This is a genomic window from Sphingobacterium siyangense, from assembly GCF_023277505.1.
Taxonomy (GTDB): Bacteria; Bacteroidota; Bacteroidia; order Sphingobacteriales; family Sphingobacteriaceae; genus Sphingobacterium; species Sphingobacterium siyangense.
This window is the reverse complement of the sequence record NZ_CP080574.1, coordinates 2,923,634-2,942,629: the sequence shown is the minus strand read 5'-3', so window position 1 is coordinate 2,942,629 and position 18,996 is coordinate 2,923,634. Positions and strand designations below refer to the sequence as shown.

Below are 18,996 nucleotides of genomic sequence, written 5' to 3'. Positions count from 1 at the left end.
AGTTACAAAAATATTTTGACCTATCGAAACCTGCAACTTTCACTTTAAAACCTGAGTAAAAACGAACTGCCAGACTTTTCGAGCTCTTTCACAAAATTCCTCCCCCCCAGTAATGGATAGCTTAATGCGGAATAAGTACATATAGTCTGTGAGCAAAACCCTTAGTCTGAAAAGCAGAGTAACTTGCTGCTTCTACTAGACTAAAAAATATGCTTTAGCGAAAGACTTTCTGTATTAACTTGCCGATTTCGGCAAAATCTTGATGGTTATTGACAGCGCGCTTTTCCGCGGTTCCCGCATCATTTTCCGTGTACGGATAAATGAGCAAATAATTGTTTTCTATCCGGTTTTCATTCAAAAATTGTGTTATTGTATGTACCGGGGATCTATAGGAAAAGCGGTTACGGTCGGCCATGAGAACGATCAAGCCCTGATTTGACTTTAATTCACGAATTACGGTATCTACTTCGGTCCAATTGGTAATTGTGTAAAACGAAGCTTCTATTGCGGATTTTTTGACAACACGTTGTAGAATCTGAATGGTATGTTGGGTGGCATAGAATCTTAAAGAGGAGGCTGAATTACGCGCAATATTCCAAATTTTCAATAATACTTCAAAAAATCCAGATTCCTGATATGCCAGAGGTGGCACCAATACCACATATTCTTTTACTGTTGAAATAGGTTGTATCGCACTGTAAATCATCAAGTTGACATGTTCATTTTTTAAATATCCATTGTACAAATTGTACATGAAAGAAGTTGAAAAACCTTTTTCCTTATCAAGGCCGATCACCAGGTCGCTAATGGATTTTTCCTTAATGACATTATTAATTCCCCCTACCACGCCATTATCATGGCGCGTAATTGCTTGAACTTCTACGTCTGCCGCGGCACCGAGCTTTACCGCTGCTTCGAGGATTTTTTGTGCATTCTTCACCGAAGATTCGTTATTATCTTCACTGATTATATTTAAGGCAAAGAGCTGATCGTTATTTGATTTTGTACGTATTAACATTCCCAAATTAATCATTTTCTCCGTCATCTCCTGTTTATTAATAGGTAATAGAATATGCGCCTCAGGAAGTTTATCTCCAGCGACGGTATTTTCCCTAGCCTCTTCGGCGATCCGCTGTGCACTTGACATGGTCACAAAAGACGAAATCGTACAAGAAATCAGGATCAAGAGAATACTACCGTTTAATACATGTTCATTAAGCAGTCTAATAGGCTCTCCTTCAGCAGTCTGGCCGAGAATTATATTATAGCCGACCATAACGGTTGCCAATGTCGCCGCTGCTGATGCCGAACTCATCCCAAAAACAAGTCTACCCTCATCCTTACTCAGGCGATAAGTTTTTTGTATCAACATTGCTGCAATGTATTTACCCCCAATAGATGCTAATAGCATAATGGCTGCCACGCCCAAGGTTTCCCAGCTTTTAATGAATGCCGAGAAATCAATTAGCATGCCTACACTAATCAGAAAAAATGGAATAAAAATGGCATTCCCAACGAATTCTATACGATTCATCAGCGAAGAGGTGTGCGGTATAAGCCTATTAAGCGCAAGTCCGGCAAAGAAAGCCCCGATAATTGATTCAATCCCAGCCAACTCTGCTAATATCGAAGCTAAATAAATCATGACAACGACGAAAATATACTGCGATATCTTATCTGACACATGCTTAAAGAACCACCGAGCTACTATAGGGAAAATCAAGAGCACAACAAGCACAAAAACAATCATGGAAATACTCAACTGTAACCAGAATGCAGCACCTACATCTCCTTGGGATAGCCCCACGATGACTGCCAATACCAAAAGTGTAAGCACATCTGTAATCATTGTACCTCCGACTGTAATATTGACAGCAGAATTTTTTGCTATCCCCAAGGTGCTGATCATGGGGTATACAATTAAGGTATGCGAAGAGAATAAAGCTGCAAATAAAATCGATGTCAGTAAAGAAAAGTGGAGTATATAATAACCTCCGGCAAACCCCAACGCAAAAGGTGCTACAAACGTATAGATGGAGAAAGTAATACTTTTCCATTTATTCTTTTTAAAATCTCCCATATCAATTTCCAGACCGGCAAGAAACATGATATACAGCAGGCCTGTTGTTCCTGTTACTACAACACTGCTATCGCGCGATAATAGATTGAATCCATAAGGCCCCACGGCTGCGCCTGCAACAAGTAATCCCAGAAGATGCGGAATCTTAATTTTATTGAGCAATAGTGGGACCAGTAGTATAATCAGCAGTTCTATAAAAAACTTAAGCAAAGGATCCTCGATTGGGAATGTAAGATGATGTATACTGGATAAAATCATTTTTCGTTTGGTGTAAGTTCAACAGAAAAATTTGCTTCACAATCAGCTTTGGTCTGTATAATCTGCGTTCCTTTGATGATCTTAGATCCTAACATTTCGAGGTTAATCTGCATTTTGGCCATTTGTTCGGTATCGCGATTAAGCAATTTACTGAGAATGATTTGATTGCCTTGTAAAGTACCTTTAAAGAGCTGTATGTTTTTATTATGGCTTGTTGCCCTGACAAACAATCCGGTGGAGTCCGCAAAAAATACCCAATGCTCGTTTCTCTGATCACCGATTACATAACTGCTGCAGTTAGACGAGCGACATACCAGCCGACTATTCCATTGTCCGGAAATCGAATCCGGCCAGCGCTGAACTATGGTATCAATGGTAAGAAGCTTCGATTTGGTTAGCCTCAAGCTATCTCTCATATTGAGCAATGCTTCGTATTCGGCTTCTTTTTGAGCAAATTTACGCTCTTTTTGAACAAGTACTTTTTCTCTCTCCTGTAGATCAGATTTTGTTTTTGAATCGCAAGATGCGACCAGAAAAAAAATCAATATCATATCAATTATAGTCTTTACTTTCATTCTTTTTTACGTCATTAATATCCGAACGTATTTTCTAACAATGCTAAAAACAGATCGGAACACAATCTATACGTTTTAATTTAAAAAGATCAATATTTTCGGCTGCTCATCTCAGATTTTTGTTGGCATTGCTGCTAATAAACATTTCATTTTTTTCTTCTGAAATTATTTCTAAAAAGCGCTCATAATGCTTCAAAACATCACTTATCAGCTCATTTTTTGTAAAGTACTGAATATCATAACCCTCACGAGCATCTCCAAAATAAGATTTCGGAAAATAAGTTTTCTTATCGGCTATATCAGGGAGATTTTCTTCTTCGACGACATAATCCGACACCACTTTAAACTGGTTCTTTACCCCGTATATAAAATTGTTGATTAGGTCGTGACGAATTTCAATCGCTATCCGATTTGGTTTATCCAACTCATGAATCTTTGATTCAATACCATTCTCCTTAAACTCAGCCTGCAAATCTTCGAACGCTGCCTTCACTGTACTCCTCATAAATTCATCAACCGACTCACGGCTTTTAAAAGAAACAATCTGTTGCAGGCGATCTTTCCAAAATTCGCCCGACCAAGGCACAGTACTCACCGAAAAATCACGCTCATAATAACTTCGGTCAATCGTCAATGCTTTTACCAAACTGACGCAAAAAAGCAACATGATAATTGAAAATGGCAATGCTGTTATAAGTGTCATAGTTTGTAATGCCTGCAGTCCACCCGTGTTCAACAACATGAGCGCTAAGATGGCCAACAAAGCGCCCCAAAAAACCATTTGCCATTTTGGAGACTTTGGAGCATTTTTAGTAGCAATACTATTCATAACAAATATACCCGAATCAGCCGAGGTCACAAAAAAGATAATAATAATAAGGATAACCAGATAACTGACAATTTCCGATAAAGGCAAGTAGTCTAAAAATCGAAACATCAAGGCATCTGGATTATCTGCTAAAGAACTCAAAGCGCCTTTAGCGATATTAATATCAAACCACATGGCACTATTTCCAAAAACAGACATCCAAATAAAATTAAATATGGTCGGAATAATAAGTACCGCAGCAATAAATTCACGAATGGTCCGCCCTTTGGAGATTTTAGCAATAAACAGCCCCACATAGGGAGACCATGATATCCACCAGGCCCAGTATAGAATCGTCCAGTTATAAAACCAGGGTAATGTTGCCTCGTCATAAACATGTGTATCAAAAGTCAAACTAAAGAAATTGTTTACATAATTGCCTATTCCTTCTGTAAAACTGCCAATAAGGTAAACCGTAGGTCCAAGGAAAAGAACAAATAGCAACAAGATAATAACAGTTAGTATATTAATATTACTTAATATCTTTACACCTTTATCGACCCCTGAGGTGGCAGATAAAACAGACAACATCGTTAACACGCCAACAATCATGATCTGATAGGTAAAATTATTATCGGGTACTAGACCCAGGGTCTGCAAGCCAGCATTTACTTGAACCACTCCGAACCCCAACGTGGTCGTGATACCGAAAAATGTACTGCAAAGTGCAAATACATCAATCGCATTACCCCATTTTCCATTGATTTTGTTTTTCAATAAAGGATAGAAGCAACTACGAAGTGAAAGCGGAAGCCGATAGCGGTATGCAAAATATGATAATGCCAAACCGACCACACCATAAATTGCCCAAGCATGTATACCCCAATGAAAAAAAGTATACAGCTGCGCATTTTTGGCTCGATTAATATAGTGATTACCGGCAAAAGCCTCGGTCGAAAAATGTTGCATCGGCTCTGCGACACTGAAATACATCAATCCGATTCCCATACCTGCAGCAAATAACATAGAAATCCAAGAAAAGAAGGTATATTCTGGCTTACTGTCGTTACTTCCGAGCTTGATATTACCAAACTTGCTAAACATGAGGTAAACCAGGAAAATGACAAAAAGTGTCACAGCCCAGACATATACCCAATTGAGGTTCACAAAGATAAGCTGTTTTATTGTATCTAGAATACTTACCGTCAACGTTGGAAAAAACACAGCTAGCAGGCAAACCCCTATAATGAAGAGCAGGCTTGGAATAATGATTCCTTTATTAAATGTCGATTTTGACAAGATCACTTGAATTAAATTTGGTTTACAATATGGTCTTTCGACCAATTATTACGTTTATCGTATGCATTATTACGCACAAATCACGCATTACTGCGAATATGGATATCCCTTTGTGGAAATGGTATTTCAATACCAGCTTGATCCAATGCCTCTTTACAATTAATAATCAACTGTTCCTGCATGGTCCAAAAGTTTTCGTTTGACGTGGTGACACGCACCGAAAGATTAATTGCGCTGTCGCCAAGTTCGGTTACCACAACCTGCGGAGCTGGCTCCTTAAAAGCATATTCATTATTTCGAGCCACTTCCATCAGAATTTCTTTCGCCTGTTTTAAGTCAGCGTTGTAAGCCACACCAATATCGAACCAAGTACGGCGTGTGCCCAACTGGGTAAAATTTGTAATGCTGCTATTAGACAATACCCCATTGGGAACTACCACTTGCTGATTTTGAGGCGTATTTAATTTGGTATTGAAAATATCAATTTCGGTGACCGTACCCGAAACATTTGAACTAGACGTAATATAATCCCCTACCCGGAAAGGTTTCAATAATAAGATCAGTATTCCACCGGCAAAATTGGATAAAGATCCCTGCAGGGCCAAACCTATGGCTAAACCTGCAGCTCCAATAATGGCAACAAATGCTGAGGTTTGAACGCCCAACTGTGTGACTACAACGATAAATAACAATATATTTAAAATCCAGCTGATCAGATTACTTAAAAACCGCTGCAAGGAGACATCCATCTGCCGGCGTTCGAAAGCCTTATCAATCATGCGCTTGACCAGTCGAATGATCCATGATCCAATCAAATATATCAGTAGAGCAGAAATTACGGCAGTAATAATACGTGGTGCCCAGGCAATGGCTGAGGAAATAAAATTATTCCAATGTTGCTGGACGTCGTTCAATTCTAAATTGTTCATAGTGTTATATTTTATTAAAACTGTAAGGCGTAGGGCTTAATATATTTATTTATTGTTATAATCACAAATTAATATACCAATGATTATAATTTCAACAATTAGTTTGCCTAATTGTTTGTTAAAAAACGCTTTCCAAAAACAGTGTCGAAATCATTAAAGATAGCATTAGGGGGAACGCTTTGATATGATGGTTGTAACCATAAACTACCAAAATATCTCCTTCCTGCAATTGCTTATCCGGGCGAGAAAGTGCAAAAGTACTCGTCTTTATACTCCCACCGGTGGATTTTGGTGATCCGTAAAAAAAATTGTCCGACATAAATTGATCATTAAAGGAAAAATTTCAAACACGAAAACACCTTAAACACACAATCCTACACGTATATAAATAATACATATAACACATTCATAATAGATAAACAAAATCTATTCGATATTTAAAGCAGCCTTGGCTGGTTTTCCCTACTTTTAGCCAGCCTACGAATTCAATTATACAACATGGACGTAATAATCAATAAAATTTATGATATCATCTGGAGTGATGCTCTTGTCTACCTCTGTCTGCTGACGGGCATCTACTTTACGGTACGATTTCGCTGCCCGCAGCTTATGCAGATAAGAGAAATGGTGCGATTGCTATTTAATGGAAGCAGTTCCGACAAAGGCATCTCTTCGTTTCAGGCCTTTTCGCTTGCTATTTCGGGGCGCGTTGGCACAGGCAATATCGCTGGCGTCGCTACAGCGATTGCTATGGGCGGGCCGGGCGCTATTTTTTGGATGTGGGTAATTGCGTTTTTAGGTAGTGCGTCGGCCATTGTCGAAGCTACCCTTGGTCAGATGTACAAGGAGGTAAACGATGGCGAATATCGGGGCGGACCTGCATTCTACATCCTGAAAGGATTACGATCCAAGACTTTTGCCTGGACCTTTGCAATCGTGACGATCATCAGTACCGGATTTTTATTGCCCGGTGTGCAGAGCAACAGTATCAGCGCAGCGGTAGAGTCCGCTTTCCATGTGTCGCCGAGTATCACCGGATTGGCTATTGCCGGGCTACTGGCGATTATTATCATCGGTGGAGTAAAGCGGATCAGCACCGTTGCCGAATATGTTGTGCCGTTTATGGCGGGCGCCTATATTCTGATGGCTTTAGTTATTATTGCCCTCAACTTCACGGAGATCCCTGGCGTTATCGCCTTGATTGTAAAATCGGCTTTGAACATGGAAGCTACTTTCGGCGCTATCGCCGGCATGGCAATTTCGTGGGGTGTTAAACGGGGTATCTACAGCAACGAGGCCGGCCAGGGCACAGCACCACATGCAGCAGCCGCTGCAGAAGTATCCCATCCGATCAAGCAAGGCCTGGTCCAAGGATTTTCGGTGTATGTGGATACCATGTTTGTATGTACCGCCACAGCTTTAATGATTCTCTTTACCGGCCAGTACAATGTTGAAAATCCAGCCGGAGGATTTCTCGTTCAACATCTTCCGGCAACGGAAATGGGACCAGCTTTCACCCAACAGGCTGTGTCCCATCATTTCCCCAACATTGGAAATGCTTTCGTCGCGCTGGCATTGGCCTTTTTTGCGTTCACGACTATTATGGCTTATTACTATATTGCCGAAACCAATATCAGCTTCGTTAGCCGAAAAAAACAACATAAAACCGTACTTATCTGGATTCTGCGACTGCTCATATTAGGATCTACCTATGTCGGATGTATCAGTACAGCCAAATCTGCCTGGACCCTGGGCGACATTGGTGTCGGTCTCATGGCTTGGCTCAACCTGATTGCAATACTCCTGCTTCACAAAAAAGTTGTCGCCATCTATACAGACTATCGAGAGCAGCAAAGGTCCAAGAAAGACCCTGTATTCGACAATTCCAAATTTCAATTTCCGAACATGGACCTATGGTCCAAAAAGAACACGCAACACGATGAGCCAATTGATTAATCTTACCGTATTCAAAAATTTTTTCAAGTCAAGTAACGCTGGCGGCATTTTATTATTTATCTGCGTCATTTTATCCCTCATCGTAGCCAATACCGCAGCTGGTCCTGGGCTGCAATCATTTTTGGATACACCCGTTGGTTTCGATTCTGACACTGTACATTTAAAATATAGCACACTGCTTTGGATCAATGATGGATTAATGGCTATCTTTTTTCTGCTCGTGGGACTGGAGATCAAGCGTGAGATCGTGGAAGGCGAACTCTCCTCGCCCAAACAAGCATCGCTCCCGATCCTCTGCGCTATAGGTGGAGCCATTATACCCGCGCTCATCTTTTTAAGCTTCAATTCAGGGCAGGCGACAGCAGGTGGCTGGGGCATACCCATGGCGACAGATATCGCCTTTGCATTGGCCGTAATCGGTATGCTAGGTAAACGGATTCCAGCAAGCTTAAAGGTATTTTTGGCCGCTTTGGCTATCGTGGACGATCTGATCGCCATTTTGGTGATTGCTTTTTTCTATTCTTCAGGTATTGAAACCACCTACTTACTGTATGCAGGTATCGGTATGGTTATTCTGTTTGTCATGAACCGCATGAATATACAAAACCCCTATCTGTATCTGATACCAGGTGTATTTATCTGGTATTTTATTCATCATTCGGGTATACATGCAACTATTGCTGGTGTGATGGTGGCGATGACTATCCCGACCAATGATTCAGATGTTGAGTCGCCCTTAGAACGTCTGGAGCATGCGCTTGTCAAGCCTGTCAATTTTTTTATTATACCCCTATTTGCATTTGCCAATACCAATATCAGCATTGAAAGCGAGATGCTTACAGGATTGGTCGCTCCGATGGGCCTGGGTATTAGCCTTGGCTTATTACTAGGCAAGCCGTTGGGTATCTTAATCATGACTTTTGTCTGCTCTAAACTGGGGATTAGTAGTCTCCCGGAAGGAAGCTCATTCAAACATATCCTGGGTGTAGGCTTATTGGCTGGAATTGGCTTTACGATGTCTATATTTATTTCCATCCTGTCCTTCAGCGACGCGCTGCATATCAATGAAGCGAAGTTATCGATTCTGCTGACCTCACTGCTGGCGGGAATTTTAGGTTATTTGGTATTGTCGGTGTTCGGCAAAAAAAGTCGTGTATAAGCCTATTTATGTAACAATACGTTAGTATTAATACCTACTATAAGACGATACAAATTATTTGCTTGCAATAATGACTATATTGGCGCACGCTACTTCATCTGTCCGTAAGTTAGTGTGCTGAATATTTCAAAAATGGGAAATTTTAAAAAGACTTTCTATAAAAAAATAGACCATATCAACCAATGGCGTATGAGAAAAGTTTCGAATCGGAACTTTATCATCATCTTGGCCTTTTTGGTCGGTATTGTTGGCGGGCTCATGGCATCCGTTTTAAAAAGACTGACTCATTTTATTGCGACAAGTATCCAGAACGATATTGACTGGAAACTAAAGTATTCTTTGTATCTGGTTTTTCCGTTGATCGGTATTCTGCTGAGTGTATTATTTGTCCGAAAATTTATCAAAGGCAAAAAGATAGAACATGGTATAACGCCGATTATTTATGCGATCAGCCGAAAAGGAAGCCGACTGGATCCCAGTAATATTTATTCACAGGTGGTGACTTCAGCGATCACTGTCGGATTTGGAGGTTCCTGTGGTTTGGAGGCTCCCGTTGCCTTGGGCGGATCTTCTATTGGTTCAAACATTGCGCGTTTTTTTGGATTACAATATAAAGAAGTGACCATGCTACTGGCCTGCGGTGCAGCTGCAGGTATTGCTGGTGCATTTAATAGTCCTTTGGCAGGAATGATCTTTGCCATTGAAATTCTGCTACCCGAATTTTCCATTCCTGTTTTTATTCCACTGCTAATTTCCTCTGCAATGGCATCAGTGGTTTCGCGGCTGCTCTACAGTGAACCCCTATTTACGAACTTTAATTCCTACTGGCAGGTATCCGCCTTATTCTTCTACCTGCTAATGGCTGTACTGATAGGCTTATACACCGTATATTTTGCGCGCGTATCTGTTATTGTAAACCAATGGTTTCGGAAAATCAAAAATCCTTATAACAAGGTATGGGTGAGCGGTGTTGCTTTGGGACTGATGATCCTAATATTTCCTGCGCTATACGGCGAGGGCTATCTGACCATACAGCAAATTTTGAATGGGCAGTTCAACGCAATTGTCAAAAATAGTTTATTCTCCGAATACCATAATATCGGCTTCGTTGTTTTTGGATACACGCTATTGACACTCTTCGGAAAATCATTTGCCGCACTCTTTACTCTTAATGGAGGTGGCAATGGTGGCGTTTTTGGTCCAAGCTTGGTAATGGGAGGACTCTTGGGGTTTGCATTTTCTTATGGGATCAATCTGACAGGGCTTGCAGAGCTGAACGTTCCTAATTTTGTTGTAGCTGGTATGGCCGGCGCCCTGAGCGGCATTATGCATGCGCCTTTGACCGGTATGTTCCTTATTGCAGAGGTGACCGGTGGCTACACATTGATGGTCCCTTTGATGCTTGTCTGTTCGATATCTTACCTCATCAATAGAACAATGCTCAAGCATTCGATCTATACCAAGGTGCTCGCAGAATCAGGTGATTTGATCTCTTATGAAGATAAAGATCGTTCCGTATTAAGCATGATGCGCATCAAATACGTTTTGGAAACGAACTTTGTGATTCTGCGTCCTGATGAAACCCCTAAATCTAGGCAGCACGATATTATTCATAGCAAAAGAAATATATTTCCCATTGTGAGCCATGATGGCAAATTCATCGGACTAGTCAACAGCGAATATTTATTCTCGATTCTACTTAGCGAATTGGATGGTCTGGATACAGCATTTGAAAAATTGGCTCAAAAGCCCAATGATATCGTTGTTATTCATGAAAGTATGGAATCTGTGATGTCAAAAATGAACAAAGAAGACACCTGGATCCTTCCGGTGCTTGGACCTGAGCAAAAATATCTGGGCTTTGTATCCAAATCTAGTGTATTCAATAAATACCGGGCACTGCTAATCCGCCAAGGGCATTACCTCGAATAGGAAACAATAACCGTCCAATTAAGTTTAACAATAGATTTCTTTCGGCAACTGTATTGTATTGTCTGCTTCAGGTAAAAAAGTACCGCTGTCTAAAAATTCTCTATCGATGTTTATGGAATTCCATCTCTAGACATATCTTATCAATAACGAAGCAAAGATCCTCAATTTTAAATTGATTAAAACCGATCTGGATCTTTACATCGTATATTAAAAAACAAGAATGGAGAAACGCTATGAAACAGGTATTTTTATTATTATTACTAGGATTAGGCTTATTTATGCTCAGCAAATTTGGCTTTTCACAGAAAACTAATGATTCCAAAATAATTAAAAAACAAGCTATGAACCCTACTGGCGAGAAAGATCAGGTTATTTATTTTGCAGGGGGATGTTTTTGGGGTACGGAGCATTTTCTTAAGCAGGTCCGTGGAGTGACCGCTACCGAAGTTGGTTATGCCAATGGCAATCTAAAAAACCCAAGCTATGAGCAGGTTTCCACAGGAAAAACGGGCTTTGCCGAGACTGTCAAAGTCACTTACGATCCACAAGTCGTTGACTTAAAGCTGCTCGTAGATTTATTCCTAAAGACTATTGACCCGACCTCGCTCAATAAGCAAGGAAACGATATCGGAACACAATATCGTACCGGCATATACTATACAAGCGATTCAGCCATTCCGGTTATCAAGGAAAGCCTTGCCGAACTGGCCAAAAAATATCCGGCAAAAATAGTTGTTGAACTGGAACCCTTACAAAATTACTACGACGCTGAGACATACCATCAAAAATATCTCGACAAAAATCCAGGCGGCTACTGCCATATTGATCCGGAATTATTCGAGTTGGCACGAAAAGCCAATCCTTCTCCCGCCAAAGATTCAGCCTCGCAGCAAACTTATAAAAGAAAAGACCAAAGCACATTAAAAAAAGAACTTACACCACTGCAATATGATGTCACGCAGCATCAGGCAACCGAGCGTGCCTTTGATAATGCATACAATGATGAGTTCAGAGATGGCATTTATGTGGATATTACTACCGGTGAACCACTATTTGTCTCGACCGACAAGTTTGAATCAGGTTGTGGATGGCCCAGCTTTTCCAAACCGATCAATCCAGATTTAGTCGAAGAATTCGCGGATAATTCTCACGGCATGCGCCGCACGGAAGTACGTAGTAAAACTGGCGACGCTCACTTAGGACATGTCTTTGATGACGGCCCTGCTGACAAAGGGGGACTGCGCTATTGCATCAATAGTGCCTCTCTCCAATTTGTGCCTAAAGAAGAAATGAAAGCCAAGGGTTATGGAAAATATTTGCCCTTGCTAGCCAAGAAGTAAATGGTATGGCATAAATGGTTCTTAGCAAAAACTGATGCAAGTCTGCATCAGTTTTTTTGTGCGCTGCTATCCCGAGCAGTACCGTAATAAGCGATCGGCTTACATGTGAAACGATCGTTATTTACAACAGCTAAAACATCCAAAAAAAAAAAAAATTAAAAAAAAATAGAATGATGAAATCCAAGCTATCCAAAAAGTCGTAAATGGTTATAAGTACAGAAAATTATAAAACTTAAAGACTTTTGTTATGGAAAAGACAACAAAGCCCCACAATGATTCACTATTGCATTCCAATAGCGAAATTGAAAAAAGGGATCTTCGCAGAAGGGATTTCCTAAAATTTGCAGGCGCTAGCGCTGCATCATTAGCCATCCTTGGTATGTCCAGTTGTAAAAAAGATCATGATGACGATATGGATAATGGTGGTAAGGGTCTATATTTTGGAAGTGGCGATATTGCTATTCTCAACTACGCATACGCACTCGAACAGCTTGAAGCCGCCTTTTATATTCAATTGGTCAATAACCCCTACGCTGGCATGACAGATATGGAAAAGGCATTCTTTACCGATATCCGTGATCATGAGATTGCCCATCGCGAATTTTTTAAAGTTGCACTGGGTGCCAAAGCAATCTCCAGCCTTGATTTAAATCTTTCGGGTATTAATTTCAATAGCCGGGAAAATGTCCTGGCAACGGCCAAAACGTTTGAGGATCTGGGCGTTTCAGCATATAACGGTGCAGGATGGCTTATTAAAGATCCTAATTACCTGTTATTGGCAGGCAAGATCGTTTCGGTCGAAGCGCGGCATGCTGCTTGGGTACGTGACATGATAGACAATGGCAGTTTTGCCAATATGGAAGTTGTCGATTCCAATGGTCTTGATGTTGCCAAAAGCCCCAGTGTCGTACTGAGCGCTGCGGCACCGTTTATCAAATCGAAAATCGATGTATCGGATCTACCCACTTATTAATCACCCAAAACTCAATTATCATGAATCTTTTAAACGTTTTTGAACAAATAAATGCTGTAGATCCTGAGTTCAGCGATCGCATCAGCCCACGTCGTGAAGCAATTAAAAATCTAGCTTCCATGAGTAAAAAAGTAACGCTGGCAGCACTACCCTTTTTCGTTAGTGAACTTTTCAAAAAAGCTTATGGTGCCACAGCTCCAACGGACGTAAATGGTGTCCTAAATTATGCATTGACCCTCGAATATTTAGAAGCAGAATATTATACCATGGGAGTTGCAAAAGCTGGACTCATCCCCTCGGGCAAACCGCTTGGAGCCATTACGACCATACGGGATCATGAGGTAGCTCACGTGAACTTTCTAAAACAGGTATTGGGCAGTAAGGCTGTTTCAAAGCCGACATTTGATTTCACCGCTGGCGGCACATTTGGAAATGTCTTTAGCGATTATGATACATTTTTAGCGGTTGCTCAGGCATTTGAAGATACCGGAGTGAGAGCATATAAGGGACAGGCAGGCATCTTGCTTGGCAACCGCGTTGTTCTTACTGCAGCATTACAGATTCACTCTGTCGAAGCCAGGCATGCCTCCCATATCCGGCAGATGCGCCGCGCACGCGGCGGTGGTGCTGCAAATCAAAAGCCTTGGATTACGGGATCCAACGATACGGGTATCGGTGCCGTCGTAGATCCTATTTATGCAGGTGAAGATAATGTAAAGCAAGCAGGCGTTGACATAACTTCGCTGTCTGGCTCCATGGGCAAAATCTCAACTAGTGCAGCAACACAATCTTTTGATGAGCCATTAACCGCAGAAGCTGTACTTAATATTGCAGGTTTATTTATCAAAGCTTAACAAAAGTCTTAATCTACCTGTGAAAACGGCCCCGGTTTGGTTTACAAATTGGGGCTTTTTCGTGCTATTAAAACATGACCCACAGTAAAAAATTTAAGAGAATAAGGTGCTAAATATTTCCCATCACGCAGAGCTCAGTTAGCGTAGGGCTAGGTTTCCCACCTTCATCCTCCAACGTAATGGCGAAGGCCTGCGCTTTGGCAACATCAAGCATTTTACTGGCCATCTGATTGCTGGCAGCCACCGGAAATACACCAGCACTGACCGGCTGTCCGTCTACCATGGCCCAGAGCTGATACTGTTTACCCTTGGGAGGAACGGGCATATGTTCAAGACTCAAGTATACTGCTTTAGATTGCTGGTCCCAGTAAACTAGTGCGTGCAAATCTGGTTTGGTCTCAACCCCTTTTAAAGAAATCGTTTTAATGGCCGGATTCTGAATGAGTGCCCATTTGTCCTGCAATACAGCTAACGCAGTTTGCTCCGAATTTAGTTGTGTATTAGTTTGAGCAAGCATCTGTCTATCCTGTTGTTGCTGCTGATAAAAGAATAGATTTGCACCAGCACTAAGCGCAAGCAAAACACTTGCTGCGATTGCCCACCCATAAGATCTTAGCGATGCCATCTGAGCCGTCTGCTCTTCAGTGCTGGAATTTGGTAGTGACGTATCATATTCATCCGATGAAGTAATCACCGTGGGAGGAAGATCTGCTGCATCATTCTTCCCAACGAGGTTTTCATCTTCAAGCCTAGCCCAGATCTTTTCCTTCAGGGAAATAGGCATTGCCACCGCCTGGATCTCAGCCAAGTTCTCGAGCATTTTTTCAGCTTCGATTACTGCTTCATCCACTGCGGAATTATTTTTACGAATACAGTTCAGGATACTGACTTCCTCTTCGGAAGCGAGTCCTAATACATACGATTCAATAATCCCAGATGATATGTAAGCTTCGATATCCAAAATTAACGATATTCTTTTAATATTTTTTTTAAGAGTAAAAACGCAGCTTTAGTCCGTGTTTTTATGGTCCCCAAAGGAATATCGAGCTGTTGCGCGATTTCCTGTTGGGTGTATCCTTCATAGTAGGCCATTTCAATCAAAATGCGGCATTCGGGCTTTAAGTTATCTAAAACATTCTTAAATCCAATAAAATCTACCCGTGCATTCCGTTCATTCTGACTTCCATCTAGCTCCTCTTCTCTATTTACGATATTGGAGAGCGGTTGGTTTTTCAATTCATTCTTTGCACCCTTTGATTTACGGTAGTCCAGTGCGGCGTTACGCGCAATATTGATCATCCATGTATATAACCTTCCTTTTTCTGCATCGAAATGATCAACATGTTTCCAGATCTTAACAAAAACATCCTGAATAACTTCCTCTGCGTGCTCAACAGAAGTTACAATCCGGCAAACTACGCCATACAAGGCGTCCGCATAGTTATCGTAGAGATAGCTAAAGGCCTGCTGGTTCTTTTTCTTAAGCAAAAGAATCAATGTTTCTTCCGAAAGGTTGTGTAATGGACTCAAATTTTAAGTTTATAGAACTAATATCTCTAATAAATCCTGAAAATCAAAGCCCATCACACAATTCAGGTAAAAAACTGCTTATCAGAAAAAAAAACGTATAAATACCTATCCATAAGTCTGCGCTTTTTAAATAAAATCATAAATCCCATTTTTCCAACCCAATATTTTGGCTGAATCTGCATCGAGCCATTTTTTCAATAATGTAGCATATACTTTTCGAAAATCTTCCGTATACTGGAGGTCCCCCTCATTGAGTTGGGTCAGGTCGGGCAGCGCGTTGAGCAGGCCCTGTTTTTTCAAGCCTCCGGATAGAAAAAAAAGTTGGTTGGCTGTACCATGGTCAGTACCATTGCTGGCATTCTGGGCCACCCTGCGACCAAACTCCGAAAAGGTCATCAGCATGACATGCTGAAAAAGGCCATTTTTCTTGAGGTCGTCCACAAAAGCCTCCACGGCATCGTTGATGGTGTGGAATAGGCTGTCCTGCCGCTGCTGCTGATTGATATGCGTATCAAAACTACCGATCTGCAGATAATATACCTGTGTATTGATATCTGATTTAATCAACGAGGATACCGTCTTCAGATCCTTTCCAAGCACCGAATCGGGGTACGCTGCCGCGGTCTTCCTGGCTTTACTCTGTTCAAAAATATAGTCGGCATTGTTGATTGTATCACCCAGGGTCTGATACAGATAGGCTACCGTTTCCTCTTCATGTTGATGCTTATGTTCCTGATAGAGTGTATTAAAGTATTCTTCACGGCTGGTCTGATAAAGCTTCTTGGGGTCTTTAAACGCGAACGCTTTTTTCTGTTTTCCTTTGAGGGCAAGGCTCAGCATATCATTCACTTCGAGAGCCTGCGTCGGATGACCGCAATCGTAACAGGCCTGGTCGAGGTAGCGGCCTATCCAGCCGCTCTCCAGGTATTCGTCGCTTCGGCTCGCACTATGCCATATATCCATGCTGCGGAAATGCGATTTATTGGGATCGGGATAGCCGACATTGTTGAGTACAGCCAGTTCGCCACGATCATAAAGTGTCTTAAAAAAAGGTAAAGCCGGATGAATGCCCGCTTCATCTGTGAGCGTTAGTGCATTATCGACCGCAATCGTCTGCCGTTCCCGAAAATAGATATCATTGCGCATCGGAACAATGGTATTTAGCCCATCATTGCCACCACTGAGCTGCAAGATGACCAACACCTTATGTCCCCTTTCCAGTGCTTCGGGCAAGGACATGGCTTTTAAGAAATTGGGCAGCAGCAGCGATGCTGTTGCAAGTGAACCTGCTTTGAGAAATTGGCGTCTTTTGATGATCATGGCTTCCTATTTACGATTAACAGAGTTGATATTCGGGGATACTCATTACTTCAATAATAGTCCTACGGCGGCTTCCGCCAGCGTAGCTATCGCGCAGTGCCTTACCAAAGGAAGGTTGCTGCAGCAGCAGGAGCTCAAAGGGATCCCGGTCGGCAAATACAGCCTCGACACCAGCCCAGTCAATGGAAATTTTGGGGTTTTTATAGGCTTTAGCCATGGCCCGCGACTGCTTCATCCCCATATCAAGGTCGTCGTCATTCTGCGCATCAAGGTCCAGCGGCCGCAGGCCGGTCCATATCTGCGGTATCTGCATCCGGAGCAACAAGGTAGAGCTGTCAATCCAGGCTTTTCCCGATGGCCATCCCGCCACATTCGGCGGATACAAAAGCACCTGCCCCAGTAATTTTTGATAAACAATCAGGTTTTCAGGGTTCGCGATCTCCATGGGCAGCATGCGCATAATACCGGCCATGAGTTCCACCGGTGACTTTATTTTGTTGCCTACATTTTTGGAGTCGTAAAACCAGGCTGAAGTAAATACTCGGTCTAGCAACCGACTGATATCATATCCTGAATCGAAGAAATCTTTACTCAGCGTGTCGACGATATCCTGATCCACTTGTTCGTTGACCAGAAAACGGTAGAGCTTTTCGGTGATAAAACGGGCCGTAGCGGGCCGCTCCAAGATAATATCCAGGATAGCATTGCCGTCGAAACTTCCGGTTTTCCCCAAAAATGTTTTGCTGCCCGAGTCATGAAACTTTTTACGCACCAAGAACTGGCCATCCTTATCGTATGACCAGCCCGTAAATGCACGCGCAGCTTCCTTCACATCCGATTCCGTATAGTTGCCACGCCCCATCGTAAAGAGCTCCATCACTTCCCGGGCAAAGTTTTCATTGGGATGGTCTTTTTTATTCTGCTGGTTGTTGAGAAAATTGAGCATAGCCGGAGTTTTGGAAACGGCGAACAGCAGATCCCGGAAATTTCCAAGCGCATTTTTTCTGATTTCGTTGAGGATATGGGCGCTAAAATTGGCGTTGATAACCCGGCTTGCAAAATGGCCGTGCCAAAAAAAGGCCATCTTCTCCCTGAGCTGATCTTCGCTATGCACCATTTCATTCAGGAAATTAAGGTTGATCTCAATATTACGCTTTCGATTGAGCTGTTGTACCTGCTTTTTGTCTGCGGCATTCAACTTGGAAAGCGCCGTGTAGTTGACGTTGGTCTGCTCCGTATTGAAACTGATGGGATGAAATTCATGTTCCTGGGCATATTGCTTCCAGAGGACTGCGGTAGAATGCTGTTCAAAAACGGTAATCTGCTTTAGGCTCATCCCAAATCCGGCGCGATTTGCCAGGTGTATATTTTTTTTAAAATCGGACATCATCCTGTTTCCTTTTATACCTAAATAACGAATTATTTAACTATGTTAGCTTACAGGAAGATTCGATTTAACAAAAATTAAGCTAAATTAACAAAGTGACTACCAAGACAATACTTTTCAAACTTCGATTTTTTTATTAAATTTATTCGCCTAGGGGCAAAAGAACCCCTTGTTGAAATTGCACACCTCCTTTAAAACCACGCTGTATCGCTCATTTGCTTAAGAATTCTTATCCCACTGCTGTTTTCTATCCCATTGAGTGCTTCCACATTCAGGACCAGCCACATGAAATTAAATATACTTAAGCTGTAGCGGGCGAATAAAGGATTATATTTTCTTCGGCATGCCCTATTATCGTCGCGAATGGCAGCCAAGAGTACAATTACGAAGATTATTATTCTCCAGTGTTAATTTAATATTAAGCTACCCAAAATTTGACGGTTAGGACAAACAAAAAGAGGGGAAAATTAGTTATCATGGCAATGATAATTATCCTAATTAACAAAAATAGACTTAAATAAGTTAAATGTAGCAGCAGGCGAATTGAGCTACGGGATTATGGACCAACATAGGAATATATTTTAATTATATAAATT

Annotated in this window: 14 protein-coding genes; 6 read left to right on the top strand and 8 right to left on the bottom strand. The window is 41.7% G+C overall.

The window, feature by feature from the left end:
• Positions 1-214: 214 nt before the first annotated feature.
• The 4 genes from K2F45_RS11875 to K2F45_RS11860 form a co-directional block, all read right to left on the bottom strand.
• Entirely contained in the window at positions 215-2,338 is a 2,124-nt protein-coding gene (locus K2F45_RS11875; RefSeq protein ID WP_248933675.1) for a cation:proton antiporter, read from the bottom strand.
• The gene (locus tag K2F45_RS11870; protein WP_248933674.1) at positions 2,335-2,889 is read right to left on the bottom strand and encodes a hypothetical protein; all 555 of its coding nucleotides are present in this window, start codon (positions 2,887-2,889) and stop codon (positions 2,335-2,337) included. The genes K2F45_RS11875 and K2F45_RS11870 overlap by 4 nt, the downstream gene beginning before the upstream one ends.
• Positions 2,890-3,019: 130 nt before the next feature.
• Positions 3,020-5,026: a BCCT family transporter gene (locus tag K2F45_RS11865; RefSeq protein ID WP_248933673.1), complete on the bottom strand. Its 2,007-nt coding sequence runs from the start codon at positions 5,024-5,026 to the stop codon at positions 3,020-3,022.
• A gap of 74 nt (positions 5,027-5,100) precedes the next feature.
• Entirely contained in the window at positions 5,101-5,949 is an 849-nt protein-coding gene (locus K2F45_RS11860) for a mechanosensitive ion channel family protein (protein ID WP_248933672.1), read from the bottom strand.
• A 498-nt stretch (positions 5,950-6,447) separates the two neighbouring features.
• Here K2F45_RS11860 and K2F45_RS11855 point away from each other — a divergent pair, with 498 nt between their 5' ends.
• The 6 genes from K2F45_RS11855 (at position 6,448) to K2F45_RS11830 (ending at position 14,163) form a co-directional block, all read left to right on the top strand.
• Complete coding sequence (locus tag K2F45_RS11855; RefSeq protein ID WP_248933671.1) at positions 6,448-7,905, top strand: alanine/glycine:cation symporter family protein; 1,458 nt, start codon at positions 6,448-6,450, stop codon at positions 7,903-7,905.
• On the top strand, positions 7,889-9,064 hold the full coding sequence (gene nhaA, locus K2F45_RS11850) for a Na+/H+ antiporter NhaA (protein WP_248933670.1): 1,176 nt from the start codon (positions 7,889-7,891) through the stop codon (positions 9,062-9,064). Before K2F45_RS11855 ends, nhaA begins: the two co-directional genes overlap by 17 nt.
• A gap of 132 nt (positions 9,065-9,196) precedes the next feature.
• Positions 9,197-10,996, top strand: a complete 1,800-nt coding sequence (locus tag K2F45_RS11845; protein WP_248933669.1) for a chloride channel protein — start codon at positions 9,197-9,199, stop codon at positions 10,994-10,996.
• A 341-nt stretch (positions 10,997-11,337) separates the two neighbouring features.
• Positions 11,338-12,336: a peptide-methionine (R)-S-oxide reductase MsrB gene (gene msrB, locus K2F45_RS27560; RefSeq protein ID WP_248933668.1), complete on the top strand. Its 999-nt coding sequence runs from the start codon at positions 11,338-11,340 to the stop codon at positions 12,334-12,336.
• A 247-nt stretch (positions 12,337-12,583) separates the two neighbouring features.
• Positions 12,584-13,309, top strand: coding sequence for a ferritin-like domain-containing protein (locus K2F45_RS11835; protein WP_075992375.1), 726 nt, complete (start codon positions 12,584-12,586; stop codon positions 13,307-13,309).
• 20 nt (positions 13,310-13,329) lie between these two features.
• Entirely contained in the window at positions 13,330-14,163 is an 834-nt protein-coding gene (locus tag K2F45_RS11830) for a ferritin-like domain-containing protein (protein ID WP_201671054.1), read from the top strand.
• Between the two features lie 109 nt (positions 14,164-14,272).
• On the opposite strand, the gene K2F45_RS11825 is transcribed toward K2F45_RS11830, so the two are convergent.
• The 4 genes from K2F45_RS11825 to K2F45_RS11810 form a co-directional block, all read right to left on the bottom strand.
• Positions 14,273-15,124 carry an anti-sigma factor gene (locus tag K2F45_RS11825; RefSeq protein ID WP_248933667.1) on the bottom strand — a complete coding sequence of 284 codons (852 nt, stop codon included), beginning with the start codon at positions 15,122-15,124 and terminating at the stop codon, positions 14,273-14,275.
• Positions 15,125-15,126: 2 nt separating this feature from the next.
• Positions 15,127-15,693, bottom strand: a complete 567-nt coding sequence (locus tag K2F45_RS11820; RefSeq protein WP_120336112.1) for an RNA polymerase sigma factor — start codon at positions 15,691-15,693, stop codon at positions 15,127-15,129.
• A 126-nt stretch (positions 15,694-15,819) separates the two neighbouring features.
• On the bottom strand, positions 15,820-17,013 hold the full coding sequence (locus tag K2F45_RS11815) for a DUF1501 domain-containing protein (RefSeq protein WP_248933666.1): 1,194 nt from the start codon (positions 17,011-17,013) through the stop codon (positions 15,820-15,822).
• A 16-nt stretch (positions 17,014-17,029) separates the two neighbouring features.
• A complete protein-coding gene (locus tag K2F45_RS11810) occupies positions 17,030-18,403 on the bottom strand; it encodes a DUF1800 domain-containing protein (protein WP_248933665.1) in 1,374 nt (457 codons plus the stop codon).
• Positions 18,404-18,996 lie beyond the last annotated feature (593 nt).

What these genes read in the sequence shown, in the direction of transcription:
- K2F45_RS11875 (WP_248933675.1), bottom strand. Translation starts at nt 2,338, where the DNA reads ATGATTTTATCCAGTATACATCATCTTACATTCCCAATCGAGGATCCT.
- K2F45_RS11870 (WP_248933674.1), bottom strand. Translation starts at nt 2,889, where the DNA reads ATGATATTGATTTTTTTTCTGGTCGCATCTTGCGATTCAAAAACAAAA.
- K2F45_RS11860 (WP_248933672.1), bottom strand. Translation starts at nt 5,949, where the DNA reads ATGAACAATTTAGAATTGAACGACGTCCAGCAACATTGGAATAATTTT.
- K2F45_RS11855 (WP_248933671.1), top strand. Translation starts at nt 6,448, where the DNA reads ATGGACGTAATAATCAATAAAATTTATGATATCATCTGGAGTGATGCT.
- nhaA (WP_248933670.1), top strand. Translation starts at nt 7,889, where the DNA reads ATGAGCCAATTGATTAATCTTACCGTATTCAAAAATTTTTTCAAGTCA.
- K2F45_RS11845 (WP_248933669.1), top strand. Translation starts at nt 9,197, where the DNA reads ATGGGAAATTTTAAAAAGACTTTCTATAAAAAAATAGACCATATCAAC.
- msrB (WP_248933668.1), top strand. Translation starts at nt 11,338, where the DNA reads ATGAACCCTACTGGCGAGAAAGATCAGGTTATTTATTTTGCAGGGGGA.
- K2F45_RS11835 (WP_075992375.1), top strand. Translation starts at nt 12,584, where the DNA reads ATGGAAAAGACAACAAAGCCCCACAATGATTCACTATTGCATTCCAAT.
- K2F45_RS11830 (WP_201671054.1), top strand. Translation starts at nt 13,330, where the DNA reads ATGAATCTTTTAAACGTTTTTGAACAAATAAATGCTGTAGATCCTGAG.
- K2F45_RS11815 (WP_248933666.1), bottom strand. Translation starts at nt 17,013, where the DNA reads ATGATCATCAAAAGACGCCAATTTCTCAAAGCAGGTTCACTTGCAACA.
- K2F45_RS11810 (WP_248933665.1), bottom strand. Translation starts at nt 18,403, where the DNA reads ATGATGTCCGATTTTAAAAAAAATATACACCTGGCAAATCGCGCCGGA.